General features: G+C 51.3%; 16 protein-coding genes and 1 pseudogene. 6 read left to right on the top strand and 11 right to left on the bottom strand.

Features of this window, described 5'->3' with window-relative positions; translation table 11 throughout:
* Nucleotides 1–236 precede the first annotated feature (236 nt).
* A complete protein-coding gene (locus ACP15W_RS18815; RefSeq protein ID WP_424934483.1) occupies nt 237–1,316 on the bottom strand; it encodes an IS5 family transposase in 1,080 nt (359 codons plus the stop codon).
* 120 nt (nt 1,317–1,436) lie between these two features.
* Between ACP15W_RS18815 and ACP15W_RS18810 the strand changes: the two genes are divergently transcribed.
* Nucleotides 1,437–1,793 carry a transposase gene (locus tag ACP15W_RS18810; protein ID WP_424934482.1) on the top strand — a complete coding sequence of 119 codons (357 nt, stop codon included), beginning with the start codon at nt 1,437–1,439 and terminating at the stop codon, nt 1,791–1,793.
* 40 nt (nt 1,794–1,833) lie between these two features.
* Here the strand turns inward: ACP15W_RS18810 and ACP15W_RS18805 are convergent, their stop codons facing one another.
* The 4 genes from ACP15W_RS18805 to ACP15W_RS18790 form a co-directional block, all read right to left on the bottom strand.
* Nucleotides 1,834–2,976, bottom strand: coding sequence for a hypothetical protein (locus tag ACP15W_RS18805; RefSeq protein WP_424934481.1), 1,143 nt, complete (start codon nt 2,974–2,976; stop codon nt 1,834–1,836).
* Between the two features lie 400 nt (nt 2,977–3,376).
* A complete protein-coding gene (locus ACP15W_RS18800; protein ID WP_424934480.1) occupies nt 3,377–3,793 on the bottom strand; it encodes a hypothetical protein in 417 nt (138 codons plus the stop codon).
* A gap of 334 nt (nt 3,794–4,127) precedes the next feature.
* Nucleotides 4,128–4,955, bottom strand: a complete 828-nt coding sequence (locus tag ACP15W_RS18795; protein ID WP_424934479.1) for a hypothetical protein — start codon at nt 4,953–4,955, stop codon at nt 4,128–4,130.
* The gene (locus ACP15W_RS18790; RefSeq protein WP_424934478.1) at nt 4,939–6,240 is read right to left on the bottom strand and encodes an oligosaccharide flippase family protein; all 1,302 of its coding nucleotides are present in this window, start codon (nt 6,238–6,240) and stop codon (nt 4,939–4,941) included. Before ACP15W_RS18790 ends, ACP15W_RS18795 begins: the two co-directional genes overlap by 17 nt.
* A gap of 105 nt (nt 6,241–6,345) precedes the next feature.
* On the opposite strand from ACP15W_RS18790, the gene ACP15W_RS18785 reads away from it, so the two are divergent.
* Nucleotides 6,346–7,383 carry a glycosyltransferase family 4 protein gene (locus ACP15W_RS18785; RefSeq protein WP_424934477.1) on the top strand — a complete coding sequence of 346 codons (1,038 nt, stop codon included), beginning with the start codon at nt 6,346–6,348 and terminating at the stop codon, nt 7,381–7,383.
* A gap of 77 nt (nt 7,384–7,460) precedes the next feature.
* Nucleotides 7,461–7,580, top strand: a pseudogene (locus ACP15W_RS18780) (IS5/IS1182 family transposase); the annotation flags it as partial.
* Nucleotides 7,581–7,833: 253 nt separating this feature from the next.
* On the opposite strand, the gene ACP15W_RS18775 reads toward ACP15W_RS18780, so the two are convergent.
* Entirely contained in the window at nt 7,834–8,913 is a 1,080-nt protein-coding gene (locus tag ACP15W_RS18775; RefSeq protein WP_424934476.1) for an IS5 family transposase, read from the bottom strand.
* Between the two features lie 148 nt (nt 8,914–9,061).
* On the opposite strand from ACP15W_RS18775, the gene ACP15W_RS18770 reads away from it, so the two are divergent.
* Entirely contained in the window at nt 9,062–9,883 is an 822-nt protein-coding gene (locus ACP15W_RS18770; protein ID WP_424934475.1) for an IS3 family transposase, read from the top strand.
* Nucleotides 9,884–9,978: 95 nt separating this feature from the next.
* Here ACP15W_RS18770 and ACP15W_RS18765 read toward each other — a convergent pair whose 3' ends face one another.
* Nucleotides 9,979–11,049, bottom strand: coding sequence for a glycosyltransferase family 4 protein (locus tag ACP15W_RS18765; protein WP_424934474.1), 1,071 nt, complete (start codon nt 11,047–11,049; stop codon nt 9,979–9,981).
* 339 nt (nt 11,050–11,388) lie between these two features.
* Complete coding sequence (locus tag ACP15W_RS18760) at nt 11,389–13,686, bottom strand: GumC family protein (RefSeq protein WP_424934473.1); 2,298 nt, start codon at nt 13,684–13,686, stop codon at nt 11,389–11,391.
* A 271-nt stretch (nt 13,687–13,957) separates the two neighbouring features.
* Between ACP15W_RS18760 and ACP15W_RS18755 the strand changes: the two genes are divergently transcribed.
* Nucleotides 13,958–14,341: a hypothetical protein gene (locus ACP15W_RS18755; RefSeq protein ID WP_424934472.1), complete on the top strand. Its 384-nt coding sequence runs from the start codon at nt 13,958–13,960 to the stop codon at nt 14,339–14,341.
* 34 nt (nt 14,342–14,375) lie between these two features.
* On the opposite strand, the gene ACP15W_RS18750 is transcribed toward ACP15W_RS18755, so the two are convergent.
* On the bottom strand, nt 14,376–15,032 hold the full coding sequence (locus ACP15W_RS18750) for a hypothetical protein (protein WP_424934471.1): 657 nt from the start codon (nt 15,030–15,032) through the stop codon (nt 14,376–14,378).
* A gap of 345 nt (nt 15,033–15,377) precedes the next feature.
* Here ACP15W_RS18750 and ACP15W_RS18745 point away from each other — a divergent pair, with 345 nt between their 5' ends.
* The gene (locus ACP15W_RS18745) at nt 15,378–16,658 is read left to right on the top strand and encodes an O-antigen ligase family protein (protein ID WP_424934470.1); all 1,281 of its coding nucleotides are present in this window, start codon (nt 15,378–15,380) and stop codon (nt 16,656–16,658) included.
* Here the strand turns inward: ACP15W_RS18745 and ACP15W_RS18740 are convergent.
* Both ACP15W_RS18740 and ACP15W_RS18735 read right to left on the bottom strand, forming a co-directional pair.
* Nucleotides 16,626–16,997, bottom strand: coding sequence for a VanZ family protein (locus tag ACP15W_RS18740; RefSeq protein WP_424934469.1), 372 nt, complete (start codon nt 16,995–16,997; stop codon nt 16,626–16,628). The two genes, ACP15W_RS18745 and ACP15W_RS18740, sit on opposite strands and share 33 nt — an antisense overlap.
* 27 nt (nt 16,998–17,024) lie before the next feature.
* Nucleotides 17,025–17,753 carry a metallophosphoesterase family protein gene (locus tag ACP15W_RS18735; RefSeq protein WP_424934468.1) on the bottom strand — a complete coding sequence of 243 codons (729 nt, stop codon included), beginning with the start codon at nt 17,751–17,753 and terminating at the stop codon, nt 17,025–17,027.
* Nucleotides 17,754–18,071 lie beyond the last annotated feature (318 nt).

Raw genomic sequence — 18,071 nt, 5'->3', positions numbered from 1 at the left:
GTTCAACAAAAACACCGTGCAGCGGATCTTCCAGATAAAGGGCTGGCAGGTTCGGAAACGATCCATTGGGGCCCGGCCACGCGTTGAAGCTTTGCCATCCGTTGCGGAACGGCCCAATGAAAGATGGGAACCTCTATCAACCCGCGCGGCATGGAGAGATAATGGGGTTGGCGCAGGTTGAGTGGCAACCCATCGGGTCTATCCCGGGTCACTCATAATTGCTGGCGTCCCATGGCTCACGCGCCCTCGGCCTTCTGGATCTGAGCGAGCCTTCGGATGTTGTAGACGATGTTGGCGATGCCGATCTTCGCCTTGGCCCTTGCAATGCCGATGGTTCGGATCGTCAGGCTCATGGCCTGTTTCTGAACAGCGAAGACGTGCTCGATGGGCGCGCGATGCTTCGAGCGGGTGGCGTTGCCGCGGCGGATATGCGCAGGCATCGGCTTTCCCTTCGGTTTGCGGCGATGAACATGGCTGGTGAAACCGTGGCGCTCCATGAAGGCCTCGTTCTTGCGGGACCGGTAGGCACTGTCGGCCCAGACGCCAGAGGCGGTGTTCGACGGATCGAGCAGTCCCCGGCGCAGCATCCGGCCGTCATGTGCCGCCGCATCGGTGACCTCCCAGCGCCGGATCAGGCGATACTTCCTGTCGATGCTCGTATGAGCCTTGTAGCCGAAGGTAGGGATCGCGATGTCCGACATCGGCTTGCCGTCCTCCCGGAGCCGGGCCTTGCCGAACTGGACCGTCCACCGCGCCGAGGTGTCCTTCTGGCACGCTTTCGAAGGAGTTTCCGGCCAGATCTGGGCGGCGGTCCTGCCGTCCCTGACCTGGCGCTTCTCGTCATCGGTATTGCGCTGCTTGGGCGCGGCGACCAGCGTGCTGTCCACGAGTTGGCCCGACATCGCGATGTAGCCGGCGTCGCGCAGGGCCTCGTCGAAACGCTTGAAGAGATCCGTGATCGCCCCGGCTTTGGTCAGCCGTTCCCGGAAGGCCCAGATCGTCTTGGCATCGGGCACCCTGTCGTGCAGACCGAGCCCGAGAAACCGCATGAAGGACAGGCGATCGGAAATCAGGAACTCGGCGCGGTCGTCGGAGAGGTTGTTCTGGGCCTGGATCACCAGGATCTTCATCATCAAGACAGGATCGAAAGGCGGGCGGCCACCCCTGGCGCCGTCCGAGTATTTCAGCGCTTTCTCCAGGTCTGACCGGAAGATCTCGAAATCCACCGCCGCGGTATAGGTCTCGAGTTGATCGCCAAGATCGCTCAACCGCTTCAGTCGCTCATCGATGTCAAAGAACCCAGGTTGTCTCGCCATCCCGACCTCGCCCGTTCCCACAGAAACAGTGAATCAGGAAAACGCCAATCTGGCGAGGTAAATAGAGGTTCCCAGCTTTTGGGCTGGCACCTATCGCGATCCGGCAAGGCCACGACGGCGGTGTCAGCGCTTGAACACGCGCTGATCGCTCGCTTCGGAACTTTGGGCAAAGTCGATGAGCCATTCGTTCTTCGCAGCGACAATGGACTGGTCTTCACGTCTCGGGCTTACACCAAGCTTGTACGCAGTTACGGCCTGAAGCAGGAGTTCATCACTCCGCATTGCCCGCAGCAGAACGGGATGATGGAACGCCTGATCCGTTCCCTCAAAGAGCAATGTGTCCATCGTCATCGCTTTGAAAGTTTGGCGCATGCAAGCCGCACGATCGGCGACTGGATACAGTTCTACAACCACAAGCGTCCGCACCAGGCACTTGCCATGCGCACGCCAAACGAGGCATTCAAATTAGCGGCTTAATCTGAGCAGATTCCGCTGGGTCAATACAGAGGTTCCCAGATCACAGCGGCCCGCGCCAGTAACCGGAAGTCTCAAAATCACTTGGCCGGTGGGCGCCGCGTTTCAATGGTAACTTCGGCATCAAGGGCCATGCAAGTTCTACAAATCCCACAAGGACAATTGCTGGCCAAAGGAACTGCCCCATTTGAATAATCCCTGTTCGATTTAGTATCAATACCCCCACCAATAAACAACAAAGAATGGCTCCCCCCATCAATGACTGAAACTGCGAGAATCGTGCCACGAGTCGGGAAAAAACGAACCCAAATAAAATTAGAAAAACTGATCCCAGAATAGTACCCATTTCGATATAGGTAACACCATAAAGACCAATCGTGGCTTGTGTCTTGAACTGCGCCCAAATCTCAGGAGCTATTAGTTCAGAGTATTCGATACTTGCTGAAACGGGCTTAAGAGAAAAAACGCTACGCGGAATAGGGAGTGTGGCCAATCCCAATAATTCTTCAAACGGGTATCTTGAAATAGAAGATTTAATATCTAAGGAAACTATGGATGTAATTGTCTGAAAGTAATGCAACTCAAACGGATTTATAAAAATACTAATCCAGCCACCGTTGCTTTCAACTAAATCCATTATCGATGTTGAATTTGTAAATGCACGAAAATAGTAACGCATAGAGATAGATACTGCACCCCCTAATGGAAGAACAGCCACGGCCCAAAGCCAGTGAACTTTTATACCCCTACTGGCGGCTATCAACCCAAGAATCAGAATTAGGGTCAATGTATTTACCCTTGCGCCTGTTGTTATCATTATGAATAAAGTAAGACAGAATGCCAACCAGAATAATATTCCCATGCTTCTGCAAGATATAGCATAAATAAAGAATGATATTCTTACCAGTGTAGATAAATACAGAAAGATTGTTAGCTCTCTGAGAAGATTGAATCGATCGCTCGTAATTCTTTGAAGATCGGAGAAAGTACGAATCCCAAACCCAAAAAATAAAATAAACAAGGTCAAAAAGCAAAGTAAGAAGAAAGAGGTTTTTATAATTACTGATTTTTTCTGATTAATTTCTACAATAGTCAATTTGCGAGGACTCACTCGGGACGTTTCTGTTCCTAAAAGAACTCCAAGTGCAAAAAAGAATGTAAATGCGGTGAATATGGAGTAAGACATCCTCCAGTCGTGCATGCTTGCGCGAAAAGTTATCCTTGGATGTGATACAACCTCGCTGCCAAAGTGTAAAAAGTATAGTAACGTATTTATCGATGTAAATATTCCAAATAATATAACGGGATTAAAGGAGCTGCTTTTTAAGTATCCAAATTTTTTTCGACACCCACACCATATCATGATAAAAACACTAAAAAAATTTACTGATGTGAGCAACAACGAAAACACGGTCATATTTTTTCGCAAAACACTGTTTTAACTTATGCACTCTGCATAGTTCGGGAATTTCGCACGATGCCCAGAATCATTTTACATTTCATTTCTACGCGAATACTCGGACATCCTTGATCTCTTTTCATCTTGGTACGCTTAGTATTTTTCCGACCCTTTCTATATTTATTACTCATAAATCAGCGGTCTCCGCTAATTTTGCGTAAGAAGCCTTCGCTCTTTCCACGGCTCGCGCCAAATGAGGTGCGTCGAAGAGTTTGGAAACTTTTTCCTGAGTCTGTTCGCGCTTGGCCTTATCTTCGGGACTTCTATTTGGGCTATACGGTTCGCCATCTCTTCCTACGGTTCCGCGCTCCATGGACAGGCGGTCAACCAGCTTAAATGCATCTCCTGAGAGCTCGTCTCGTTTAATTTCGCGCAGCCCAAGATTCCAGCGCTCATTCAACGCACGTATAACAGAACTGAAATCTTGGGTAACTGTTTCGAAACGCACGAGCAAATAATTGCTTCGGATTTCTATTATTGCCGAATGAAATATTTCATATTCGCGCAATGCCGTCGCGGGAGAGATAAGATCCGGATGATGCATGACGAGAGATCGACATGCGCCAAGAGGCTCTCGCAGCAGCACCAAGCTGGGCTTTCCGAGGCGCGCTCCCCTTAAGACTTGTGCGGCGGCATGGCAATGGTGAGCGATATTTAGTTCTCGCTCGGCGGCGGAGCGGATAGCCGCCTCGGCGAAAGAGTTCCCAGACCGAGGAAATCCCTCTACAACCAAATCAGTATGCGGGCCCGTAACCCATTCTTTTTTAGTCAACCGTGCGAACGGAATGTATAGTGATTCATTTGAACTTATGGAGCTACGAAGCCACCGTTTGGCTACCCGTAAACTTCGCAGCGGAGATGGAGCGACAGAATATACGTTACTCGACATGGGAAGCTCCCCTTTGCGTAGCACCTTCACCAATACGGCCCGAACGCAATGTAAACGATTTTTTATTTAGAGACATTTGATGCAGCCGCTCGACGGCTACCGCGTCGTGCGGCACTCCAATCGCATTTAGTATCTGCGCAAGTGCCTCTTTGCGTCGAATGTCGCTTCCACCACCATGAGCTCCGACGAGATCTTCAAATCGGACCTGGAGGGCGCCAGAATTGGTCTCCCAACGCTCATAAGCTGCAAAATACACGGCAGCGGGCTCTGTCCCAGGTTTATCTTGGCGCCAAGGAATGCCATCAACAAGCGCCTGCCGCCGAGCAGCCTCATTGCTGTAATCCTCCATAAGGCGCGAGTGTAAATGATGACGCCGTAATCCCGAAATATAATGATAGCGAGAGTTCAAGATATCGTCACAGTTTCGCGACATGAAAATTGTGACAAAGTTGAGTTCGTTCAAGGTTTCAATAATTTCTGGAACCCAAGGCAAATGTCCACTTGCTACTTGCCCACCGCGAATTGTTCTAAGGAACCGCACAAGTTTTGAAACATCCAGTTCGAACTGACTCATAGGAGAATGAGCCTGCCAATTAGATCCGGCAACATCGTTTACATCGATATGAGCTCGCGAGAGCATAATTCCTGGAACCTCTTCAAGAATACTTGTCAATAAATGTGTACCTGCCTTTGGAATAGAGTTGACAAACACGCGAGGTCCCTTGCGCCAAAACATACTACGGGTTGCCACCGTAAAAAGGTTAAGCATAACGGATCGCATTACTGCGTTTTGAAAGAAGTTATTTGGATTGGACATTATCAGATTTCCAATTTCGCTTACAAAATTTCATGCGATTGCGGACTGAGATCACGGATAGGAACAGCAATATAACTCCTACTATCATAGCACTGATTGCCGCGCCTACAGCCCCGTAAAGAGGTATTAGCCATAGATTAAGCAACACAGTCACAACTATTCCAATTAACGTAATCAAACCAAACAGATTATGATCACCAGATACTGTGAGAAACGCGTTCATAGGAATTATCACTGCACTTATTGATTGAGATATAGTTAGAATAATTAATGGATAATATGATGGACTAAACTGCTCTCCAAATACGAAGCTTATTATTTGGGATCCAAATAATAATATTAGCAAACAAAAAATAGAAACACTTAATAAAGAAATAATTAGTCCAAACCTCAGTGTTGATATTAGATCATTATATAATTTTGCAGAAAAAGCTTTTGAGAACTTTGGAGAGAGCACCAATGAAACGACAACTTGCGGAAAAGTAATTAAATAGGTTATACGGAATGCTGCTGCATAATATCCGACTTCCTCCAAGTTTGACAGCGGCGCAAGCATCACCGAGTCTACACGGTTCATCAAAGCCCTTGACATCAAACCTACAGTAAGCGGCAAAGAAACCCATAGCCATTCTTTTAAGTTATTCTTGGAAACAGGAGGACCACCATTATCTTTTAAATCAATTAGGGCACGGCGAGAAATTAATTCACCAACAGCAAATCCCGCTATCCCGAAGAGACTATAAACCACTGCTGCTTGACTTGCGGAACTTAGCCATACCCCAAAGATAACCACACCTGCAGGACTGAGAAACTCGTCAAGGAAGAGGCCAAGTGGAGACCGACCACAAGCGGCAAGCTTCTGCCGTGTAAATTGACGAAGACCAATGGGGACCGCCATAATTGCTGCAATCAGTAGGCCTTGGCGGATATCTTCTGGCATTTCGATCAACTGGGTGGCAGTTACAAGTCCGACGCTAAGAATCGCTGGTCCAGTAAGTGACACGCCAAGCGCCACAAGCATAAGGGCCTTGAGTCGTAATTTCTCATGTCGATCGTAGTAATATGGAAAAAACCGAACAATTGTAGTTGGCCAACCAAGCCCACCTATTGTGCCGCATATTACCGCGACACCCAATGCAAAGGTAAAAAGACCATATCCAACGGGATCAAGGGTCCTTGCCAATATAACCGCCATGCATACTTGCACAATTCTGGCAATTATAGCCACAGAAAAGGCTCGAAATATCAATACCCTAAAACTATTAATTGACAGCAATTTACTCATAACTCCCAATACAGTTAGTTAGTTTGTAGACATCTTAAACGGGGACAGCACATGCCGATGGTATCTTTTTCACAAGCCTTCGGATTTCTCAGGAATCGTATGCCGATGAAACAGCAACTTATCTTCATCGGCCCATTCCCGGAGCCTACACACGGACAGGCCATAGCGACCGAGCAACTCTGGCACACTCTCCTATCTGATGGTCGAAAGATATATCGAGTAGATACGAACGGCACAATGGTGCAGCGGATATTGCGCCATGTCCGTGCCATCATTGTGCTGTTAATAGCACCACCTGAGTGTAGAATATACATCTCGGTGAATGCTAATTTTGGCATCTATCTCACAGGCCTGCTCTGTTTCGCCGCCCGTTTGCGGGGACTGCCAATCGCGCTTCATCACCATACCCGGTCCCAGTTGCGCAGGAACTCGCATGGATTGCGCTGGCTTCTTACATGCACCAGCAATAATACAGTTCATATCTGTCTCTGTAGTATAATGTCAGAACTTCTGAAGGCATCGGCAGACCGCCCAGTACAGTGTATCAACTATTCTAATGTAAGCCTTGTTGATAAAGCTCTTCTCGAAATTCCACTTTCCTGCTCCGAAATTCCCTTAGGTCGAGTAGTCGGGCACCTGAGCAACCTGTCCATGGAGAAAGGACTTGGGGAAGTATTGGACACATTTCGAAGTCTAAAGGCAGAAGGTCTTGCAGATCGACTTCTTATAGCGGGACCCGCAACCGGGGCTAAGGAGAAAGCACATCTTATAGAAGCAGAAAAAGAATTTGGCACGTCTTTCAAATGGGTGGGGCCGGTATCGGGGGAGAAAAAAGTAAATTTCTTTTCGGAAATAGATCTTTTCCTATTCCCTTCAAGATATAAGAATGAGAGCCAACCATTGGTGAATCTTGAGGCTCTTGCTGCGGGTGTTCCGGTCGTCGGAACGCGACTTTGTTGCATGGAGAGTGATCTTTTTGGCCCTTCCGCACATACTGTAGCATTAGAAAGGAACTTTTCGGATGCCACCGTCGAATTTGCACAACGGCTTGGACCACTATCTGCTCGCGATGCTCGCAATCACTTCTTACTCCTAAAGTCGTTGAATGAAGGTGAACATAAAAATCTTCTCGCTTATCTTTGAGAGCCTGACCGAAAAAGAGTCGAGCGTCTTCAGTCGGTTGTGATTCCGTGCGGTTTGCAGACTAAACGGAGCCGACAATGCCTTGGACTGAAGCCGCTCGCCGTGAGTATCGGCGGGAATGCCGTCGTTACGCAAGCGACCTTTCCGACAGGGAGTGGGCGCTCATCAGGCCGTTCATGCCGCCTCGGAAACGGTTGGACACCCTGAAGAACTCGGCAATTTGCCTCTGCGAGCCAGCGTCATGGCTGGATGTTCCTCGATGACAGGCGGATTTTGAGCGGCCGAAGGTCTTCTTCTATGATCCTGCGGCTCACGCGGCAGCTGCGGTTCGTTCCAGGTGGGAACCTCTATCAACCCGCGCGGCATGGAGAGATAATGGGGTTGGCGCAGGTTGAGTGGCAACCCATCGGGTCTATCCCGGGTCACTCATAATTGCTGGCGTCCCATGGCTCACGCGCCCTCGGCCTTCTGGATCTGAGCGAGCCTTCGGATGTTGTAGACGATGTTGGCGATGCCGATCTTCGCCTTGGCCCTTGCAATGCCGATGGTTCGGATCGTCAGGCTCATGGCCTGTTTCTGAACAGCGAAGACGTGCTCGATGGGCGCGCGATGCTTCGAGCGGGTGGCGTTGCCGCGGCGGATATGCGCAGGCATCGGCTTTCCCTTCGGTTTGCGGCGATGAACATGGCTGGTGAAACCGTGGCGCTCCATGAAGGCCTCGTTCTTGCGGGACCGGTAGGCACTGTCGGCCCAGACGCCAGAGGCGGTATTCGACGGATCGAGCAGCCCCCGGCGCAGCATCCTGCCGTCATGTGCCGCCGCATCGGTGACCTCCCAGCGCCGGATCAGGCGATACTTTCTGTCGATGCTCGTATGAGCCTTGTAGCCGAAGGAAGGGATCGCGATATCCGCCATCGGCTTGCCGTCCTCCCGGACCCGCGCCTTGCCGAACTGGACTGTCCACCGCGCCGAGGTGTCCTTCTGGCGTGCCTTCGAAGGGTTTTCCGGCCAGATCTGGTCTGCGGTCCTGCCGTCCCTGATCTGTCGCTTCTCGTCATCGGTATTGCGCTGCTTGGGCGCCGCGACCAGCGTGCTGTCCACAAGTTGGCCCGACATCGCGATGTAGCCGGCGTCGCGCAGGGCCTCGTCGAAACGCTTGAAGAGATCCGTGATCGCCCCGGCTTTGGTCAGCCGTTCCCGGAAGGCCCAGATCGTCTTGGCATCGGGCACCCTGTCGTGCAGACCGAGCCCGAGAAACCGCATGAAGGACAGGCGATCGGAAATCAGGAACTCGGCGCGGTCGTCGGAGAGGTTGTTCTGGGCCTGGATCACCAGGATCTTCATCATCAAGACAGGATCGAAAGGCGGGCGGCCACCCCTGGCGCCGTCCGAGTATTTCAGCGCTTTCTCCAGGTCTGACCGGAAGATCTCGAAATCCACCGCCCCAGCATAAGCCTCGAGCTGATCGCCCAGATCACTCAACCGCCTCAGTTGCTCGTCGATATCAAAGAACCCAGGTTGTCTCGCCATCCCGACCTCGCCCGTTCCCACATAAACAGTGAATCAGGAAAACGCCAATCTGGCGAGGTAAATAGAGGTTTCCAGCTTATGGCGAAGCCATGTTGGAGCTCCGCGCCAGAAAAAAGCTCCAGGCCTTGCTGGACGCGGAGGACGACAAATGATCCGCAGCGTGCAGCAAGGCCTTCTCGACGATGGAATTGTTGTGCCGGTGACCAAACTTTGCGCGTGGTTCGATGTCCCGCGCCGCACGGTCTATTACAAACCGACAAAAGCGGCGCCAAAGCTGGACGACAAATTCGTCGCGCCGATCAAAGCGCTGATCGAAGAAGAGCCATCTTTCGGATATCGCACCGTCGCTTGGCTTCTTGGGTTCAACAAAAACACCGTGCAGCGGATCTTCCAGATAAAGGGCTGGCAGGTTCGGAAACGATCCATTGGGGCCCGGCCACGCGTTGAAGCTTTGCCATCCGTTGCGGAACGGCCCAATGAAAGATGGTCCACCGACCTGTGCCGTGTCTGGGCTGGAAAGGACGGTTGGGCGACCCTGGCGCTTGTCATGGATTGCCACACGCGCGAGCTTTTGGGCTGGCACCTATCGCGATCCGGCAAGGCCACGACGGCGGTGTCAGCGCTTGAACACGCGCTGATCGCTCGCTTCGGAACTTTGGGCAAAGTCGATGAGCCATTCGTTCTTCGCAGCGACAATGGACTGGTCTTCACGTCTCGGGCTTACACCAAGCTTGTACGCAGTTACGGCCTGAAGCAGGAGTTCATCACTCCGCATTGCCCGCAGCAGAACGGGATGATGGAACGCCTGATCCGTTCCCTCAAAGAGCAATGTGTCCATCGTCATCGCTTTGAAAGTTTGGCGCATGCAAGCCGCACGATCGGCGACTGGATACAGTTCTACAACCACAAGCGTCCGCACCAGGCACTTGCCATGCGCACGCCAAACGAGGCATTCAAATTAGCAGCTTAACCTGAGCAGATTCCGCTGGGTCAGTACACAGACCCAAAAAAGCACGGAGCAGCTTGACCCAACCAACCCCAATCAGAGAAGGCTCTCAGGGCGCTTTAGATTTGTGGGAGGCTAACATGGCATAATCTATATGATAAATCATCAATCTGTTCGCCATACGCTATCAAGAGATCTTCAAACCTTTTTTTTGATTTCTGAGAGTTAACCATGTATTCATCGTCATTATTATCAAAATAATCTAAAGAACCTTTAATAAAATTTTCCGATATATTCAATACACAACCGCCTGAACCCTCAATGATTTCTGGTATGCCTGCAATGTTTGTAGTTATACATGGAATTCCGGCAGCAATCGCCTCCAGCAATACTAAAGGGGAAGCTTCATTCCGGTACCTTGTTGGGAAGATGAAATAATCAATGTCACTAAAAAATTTAATCTTATCATCCCCATAGACGGGACCTCTATATTCAAAATGATCTTCTAATTTTAATTTTGCCCTTTCAATTTCATTTTCAGAAAATTTATCCTTTATTGGTCCAGCAATAATGAGCTTAGATAGTTTTTTATTATGCAATGATTGAATCGCGAGATCTACTACATCTTTAATACCTTTTTCCTTGCAGATATTCGCCAGATGTCCAATAATAAATTTATTATTAGATCTAATCTTCTCTATTTTATATGTGCGCACAATTCCAGAATTGTTAATAACAATTAAATTCTTAGCTTCTTTATATGTTGCTTTGAGATCTTTTCCCATAGAATTAGTCAAAACTACATGCAGCAAATTCGAGCCACCTGCTCTTACGAGTGCCGCCATGCTAAGTCGCCTGCGCCGCACATGATCATAGGTGAGATGGTGCACGATCGTTGGGTTCCTTCTCAGCCGCGCTAACGCAACCAAGACGGCCGAGAGCCACATTCCAGCATTCGCACTCAATGAAATGTATAGTAACGATTTATTTGATAAAATCAATTTACTTGCAAACAAATACTTCAAAATTTTGTAAGTGATGCTTATTATTTTATTATGATCTCCTATTGAGAGATCTATTTTTCGCAGATGACATCCTTGCGCTTCCAAGTGCTCTGCCAGCATATTTGTCGCTATTGCTTGGCCATGTGTAGGCGGCGGGAACGGTCCAACGAACAAAATCGGATTCATTAGATTACTCCCGCTTGAAGGCAACTATTCATTTGTATGTCCTGAGTTTCACTTCAAGCCTTAGCGCGAAAAGAGTGCCCAGTTGGGTTGTCTTCAAGGCACATTAGCCAGACGATCATTCTAAGAAACAGTGGCTGACGCATCCAGATCGCTCGCCTGAGAGATGTGTAGATTTTCCAAACTGTTGGCTTGGTAGTACAGGGCAATAGAAAATTAAAATCTAAGTGCTTACTTCCAACTCAATTCAATCGCCGAATCCTATTAAATGATTTAAATAATTTCTGTTTTCTAAATTTGAAAATTGTAAAAGTAAGTTGCGATCTCCATTAACACTTAAATTCACTTTAGATAATACTCTTTATATTGCCCTTTGTAGTAGTTATATCCATCATATGCATAGCGCGACGCCTTCGCTTCATTTACCATTGTCATCACAATACCAGCAATCGGAGCCTTTACGGACTTTAACTCCTTGAGTCCCTCCAAAACTGCATCACGGGGCGTATGGTCCCAACGTACTGCGTATATGACGGCATCAACCGAGGAGGCCAAAATGCGAGCATCTGTCACGATCAGGGCGGGCGGCGTATCGAGCACGACGAGATCATATTGGTTCGAGAGTGTCTGGATAAGGTCGCTGAACTTTTGGGATGAAAGAATATCCGCTGCATTGACTTGCGCCTTTCGCTCTCCTTGACGCGCCATCAGAACATGCAACCCGGTATCGGGATCCTCATACAACGCCTGTCTGAAAGTGGCTGTTCCCTCCAGAACAGATAGTAGACCGGGCTTATCTTCCTCCACCCTGAGAAGCTGTACCACTGAAGGTAGGCGCAGGTCACAATCGACAATAATGGCAGATTTACCCATCTGACGGCTGGTAATCGCCGTCAGCATTGAGGTAGTCGACTTACCCTCACGCGGCACTGAGGAGGTGAACATCACCACTTTCGGAGGGCGGTCTACATTAGAAAATAAAATACTGGTCCGCAGGTTGCGAATTGATTCTGCCAAGGAAGAGCCGGGCTTGTCGAGAAAGTTCTTAATCACATCCCGACGATGAACTCGAGCTCCAATAGCTGGAATGGTTGCCAATACGGCCTGCCCGGTCATGGTCTCGATATGCTGAGGGGCTCGAAAGGTATTGTTGAGCTGATCCAGCAGGAAGATAAGACCCAATCCCACGAAGCCACCCAGCACGACGGAAGCCGCAATAAGCTGCTTCTTAACCCCGGTTTCAGGATCAAGTGGCGGCTTGGCCGGCGAAAGCACTCGCGCATCTGCTTCCTGAAGGTCCTCCTGCTGGGTTGTTTCTTTCAGCCTCGTCAAAAAGTTCTCATAAAGTAGACGGCCGGCCTGAGCCTCGCGCTCAAGTTGCCGGAGCTGGATCTCTTCCCGTGATTGCGCCAAAGATTGAGCCTCGAGATTACGAATATCCCTCCTCAGCACCTCCTCTTGTGCCAGGGATCCGTCCAGTTCAACCTTGATTGATTGCGTGATTAGCTCAGCTTCTTCTCGCATCCGCGCATTGATCCGTTCAAGCTGGGCCGAAATCTGCTCCCGCTCAGGGTGGTTTGCAGACAGTGAGTCGAGCCGATCCTGTAACTCGCCCGCTTCCTCGCGATAGTCCCTGATCAGAATTGATTCTCGAAACTCCCGCACCGAACCCATATCTCGGCCAAGTTCCAGCGCTTCGGTAAGCCGTGCATATTCCGCTTCGATTTGTGCAGAGCGATTGCGTGCCACCGAAAGGGATGCGTTGAGCGCCCCAAGTTGCTGCTGCGTGATATCGAGACTTTGCCCAGCAGCGCTTGAAAGCTCCGCTCGCAGAGCTTCGACGGCCTCTTCGGATTCCTGCACTCTTAGACGCAGTTCCTCGACTCGACCGGTTAACCAGTCAGTCGCGGAGCGGGTCGTCTCAAGCTTCGCCTCCAACTGATCCACTATATATTGCTCTGCCACAGCATTGACGATGCGAGCTGCAGTGCGCGGATCATCCGCAGTAAACGAAATCTCTATGACACGTGAGCCGACGACTGGCCGCAGCGAAAGCCCCTGCTGCACCGCTGCGACTACAGCCATCTGCTCCCGAAACCTTGCCTCTTCCTCATCCGGGGGTGGAGTAGGTGCGGAGACCAGGCCAATATTCATCAGGAAATCATTTACTTCAGGCGGCAGTGAAAATGTTGCCCTGATTTGGTCGAAGATCGAATCCTGTGCCTGCGCCGCCGCAAGGAGTGGGTTGAATTCTGGATCTCGCCCAAGATTGAGATCTTCTGTCACGCGTCGGACGAGGTTATCCGAACTCAGCACCTCGATCTCATTCTGTAGCGTATCTTGATCGAATTCAGGTGAAACAAGAACCTGCTGCACATCGACAACATTCGTCTTCTGAATTCCAAACATCACCTTAGCGGAAGACTTGTAGCGCGGTTCAAGCTGGGACACGGCGAGCGCAGCCAAGGTCAAAAATACTACAATACTAATCGCAATGATCCAGCGGCCACGCCAGACCTTGAGCAGAAGTGAGCGGATATCAATAGAGTCCTCATCACCGCCGTCTGGCGAGAGATTTGACGCCCGAGCAGCTTCGGCGGGGTATTCGACAATCGTGGAATTGGTACTGGATCGGGACACAGACTTACACCCTGTAATCAAACAAGAAATTCAACCCATTCAGAATGGCGGCACAAGAGCCATATATTATTGTATTCGTTTGTGGAACGCACATGGAAAACTTGTTGTCAGATGCGCATAGCGTTTCGCTACTTGCGTACGAATCCGACAGAAATTGCAAGCACAAACGGATTTCCGATTCCTCACAGACAAACAGTTTGACCATTATACTATTGGAACGTATGGCTTCGGCAGTGCTGCTATTGTAACCGCCGTCGCGAGGTGACGTTTGATGAAAAAAGGGCTTTCCAGAATTCTTGCCTTGACGCTGGCAGGCGGAATTCTTCTGCCAGTTGTGCCTGCAGATGCTACGACCTATCCACGAATAGAGAACCCCCAGTTTGACATTTGGGAAACGCGTCGGGAAACACTCGCAGAACGGCGTAATAAACTGCAGGAGCGGCGGCTTTTCCTACAAACTAAGCGTGATGACCCCTCGACGCCCCCCAAGATTCGATGGGCCGTCTCGCAGCATTTGCTCACGGTCAACAGCCAACTCAAGATCGTGAATGGAAACCTCGCCATTCACCTTACCCATAAACCATGGCGATCCAAACCGAACCCTTGCAATTGGAACAAGAACAGCAAGCATTGCAATTCCGTCAGTCCCGCCTGACGGACGATTTGTACTTTCCAAGGAAGTAGCGGCCTTAGGAAAGGCCGTTACATTTCAGCTCATGAGGCTCAAGGTTCTCCGACAAACCCGGTGAAATTTCCAGAATTGCCTCGAGTGCGTTGTCGTTTCTCAGAAACGCAACGCATAAGTCCCGCTCCATTCCCATGTATTCAACCGGCGTGATCGGTGCTTCCAGAAAATAGCTTTCTGATTCCAGCAGAAGCTCGGCAAACTGCAGGCGCGTCGTGCTCAGTGCCATATTGTAGGGTGCCCGTTCCCAGGAATTGGTCATGGCCGCGCGGGCCGCAGGAAGATCCCCCTGCAGGCTGTGCGCCCAAGCAAGTGCGCTCCAGTTATAAGCATCAGCTGGATCAAGGCGCACACTCTCCGTTAGATATTCCACGGCTTGATCTGCACGTTCGAGCACCACTTCCAGGGAAGCAATTTCGTCACGCCCTTCGGTTGCGGAAGATGCAACCGTATCGGCCAGAACATAATCGGTTCCTAACTCGTAAAGATATTCTGCACGGTCATACATTGCCGCATTGAAGGTCACACGCCAGCTTCCATAGAGCCCCTCAACCCGAGCCAACCGATGAAAAGCTGGAATGTTAGAAATAAGCAAAAAGATATTTGCAGCCGCAGCAGTTCCGCCAAGCAGGCAAACGAATCTGACAACAATACTATTCACCACAGTGCACTTTCTTGTCCCTCGCCATGCGATTTTGTATGGCCAGAAATACGAACCTGCTTTACTAATCCTTGCTCAGGAAGGGGCTTGCAAGAGAAATATAGCCGATCATTTTTTCTATTATGTTCGTATGCAATGCTCGGCGTAAATTTTCACAACCATTGCGATTGCTTTCCGCATCTTTAAATTGAGTTAGCCTAACGAGTTCACATGCCAAAGAGCAATGGAAAGTTACCCAGAGGCTGGAAGGCCCGCGCACAAGGTCTCTTGGGATGGCTGACGCTCATCTGCATCTTACTTTCAGCGTTGGCGCTTGGAGCCAACCGGCCTGCCTCTTGGACGATCTTGGCCATCGCGATCGCACTGCTTTTCCTTTTGCAACTGGCCTTGGATCTCACGGGACCGCTACCCGAAACCACTCGCAAGCTCTGGGCTCCGGCACTCCTCTTCGCTGTCGCCGCTGTCTGGGCCATTACGCAAATCTGGCCGGAAACCATTCCAGCGGTCGCACATCCAGTCTGGGATCTGGTTCCCGGAGGCACCCCGACGATATCTGCAGACCCTGGGCAGGGGCGGCACTTCATCATGCGGCTTCTCTGCTATGGCATGGCATTCTGGATTGCGCATCGGGCGACTGCCGATGCGAGGCGCTCCCTGATCTTCTTGCGTACTTTCGCGATCTTTTCGACCGCACTCGCCCTCTATGGACTTTATGCGCTCGTGACGGGCCACAACCCGATCCTCGGAGTGGAGCAGGCCTACCCGACGCTTTCGGCCAGCTTCGTCAACCGGAATTCCTATGCCACCTACGCAGCGTTTGGAGCGCTCGCTAATCTCGGTCTGTATCTTTCTGCCTCATCGCGAGAGACGGGAGTTACCGGCGAGACCATGCGTCAGATAGTCCGCAATGGGCTCGAGCAATTTTTCAGCGGCACGTGGCTCTATGCGGTTGGCATGGTGGTCTGCATCGGGGCCGTTGCCCTGACCCAATCACGCGCAGGTGCAATGTCCGGCCTCCTCGGCCTTGGCGCCCTTATGCTTGCTTGGCGGGGCCAGAAGCGCTCAGGCAACCTCGCACTGGTCATCGGCATTTCAGCGCTGCTCGTCTATGTCGGTTGGACCAGTACTACCGGGTTGGGCGCACGCCTCATGACCTCACCCACGGAAGATCTGCGCTTCGTGATCTACCCCGAGCTTGTCTCCGGTATTGCCGAACGTCCATGGCTCGGCAACGGCCTCGGCGCTTTCCCGGATGCATTCCGCGCCAACGTTCCGCTTGAGGCTGCGCGAGGTGAATGGGTCATGGCCCACAACACTTATCTGGAAAATCTCTACGAACTCGGCCTACCTGCTGGGCTCGCGCTTTTCGCCTCGCTCGGGCTGGTTGTCTGGCGAATTCGCAAGGGCACCGTAGAGCGTCGTCGCAACCGGGTCTTCACCTGTGTGGTCTTCGGCTGCATTGTCACTGCCGCCTTTCACTCGCTGCTCGATTTCAGTTTGCAGATGCCCGCAAGTGCGGCCCTCTTTGCATTCCTGCTCGGAATGGGCTGGAGCCAAAGCTTTGCAAGTTCAAGGCGGGGTCGTGTGCGACGCTCAGAGAGTCGCGTGCCGGCTGAACCGGCGTAGCGACAGAAAGAACGCCCATCCAAGCCCAAAGCCCAGAAGGTTGCCGGCCAGCTCGATCATGTCGAATTCCCTGCCAGGCACGATGATCTGACCAACCTCCATGCCAATAGCAATCAGGGCAGCAAGGGGCAGAGCCTTCGAGAGCCGATCATGCCACCCGGTCATGACGCAGACGGTCACGATGAAATGCATGATCACATGCGCCAGCGCGTTGATCACCGGCAGCTGTTCGATCTCGGTAGCTTGGCGGTCGGGCATCAGGCTTGCCCAAGCAACCAGGAGTATCGAGACCACCGCACATGTCCGTGCGAGCTTCGCTGCCTTCCGGATACCTGACATCAACCCACTCCCAAACCGAATAACCGCTCAACTGCCAAACGCAGTTATTGTAAACAAGTCGAAATCGCTATCCAACCTCGCAGCCGTCAGACGCCCGGAATAATAGGCTCCGGTGTCGATACAGACACGCCGGGGGGTCACCACGGCTTCTGCATCGGCATAATGGCCATGGACCACGCGCAGTCCCGAAACACCGCCTTCGATCAGAAAATCCGACCGGCCCCAGAGCAGCGCGTCATCCGACTGCGCCTCAAGCGGGCAGGCAGGATCGAGACCGGCATGAACGAAGACTACGTCGCCTGAGCGCAGCAAACGTTCCGTTGCTTCGAGAAACTCCCAATGCGGACCGATCACCTTTTCCAGCCCCTCACGTAGGCGCTCCAGTTCGTCAAGCTGAACCACCGCCGATTTGGGCGGGGTCAACCCATAGCTCACCAGCGTCTGAAGTCCGCCAAAATGCAGCCAGTTGCTGCCCTTGGAGGGATCCGCGAGGAAGGAGAGCAGGGCATCTTCATGATTACCGCGCAGGAAGACGAGCTCCGCTGCCTTGAACTCCGCCCGCAGCCGGACCAGCGTGTCGAGTACCTCGCGCGCTTGATCGCCGCGGTCAATATAATCGCCGAGGAACACTATCCGCGAGCGACGGTCATCCTGCTGTGCAGCGATATCGGCCTCAATCCGCTCCAGCATGCGTTCAAGCAGCCTGACACGGCCGTGAATATCACCAACCGCATAGATCCTCTCATCCGGTGCCACCTTATGCTCAACGGCCGGTTCCGGAGTCTTGGGTCCCCGACGGAACAATGTGCCAAAAATCGACATCCGCCCGAATGCCCTACCTTTTCATTCTTGAGCAGAATGATTTAGGGCAAAACTCTCGGAAGGTCAGCCACGGATTATGACATTTTCGAGCCGCAGAGACTGCACAGCCCCTGATATAAGACGACATCGGAGGCTTGAGCGATTTTTCCCAGTCTTTTCAATGATCCATACCTCGTCGCTTTTTTCTCTGGAAGTCCTCTTCAGATGAGGTTTTCTTGGCCAACTTCGGGATCAGATCGTCTGCCGTCAAAG

The organism is Amaricoccus macauensis (assembly GCF_049800915.1).
GTDB lineage: Bacteria > Pseudomonadota > Alphaproteobacteria > Rhodobacterales > Rhodobacteraceae > Amaricoccus > Amaricoccus macauensis_A.
Note: the sequence above shows the minus strand (reverse complement) of the source record. Positions and strands in the feature narration are given on the sequence as shown.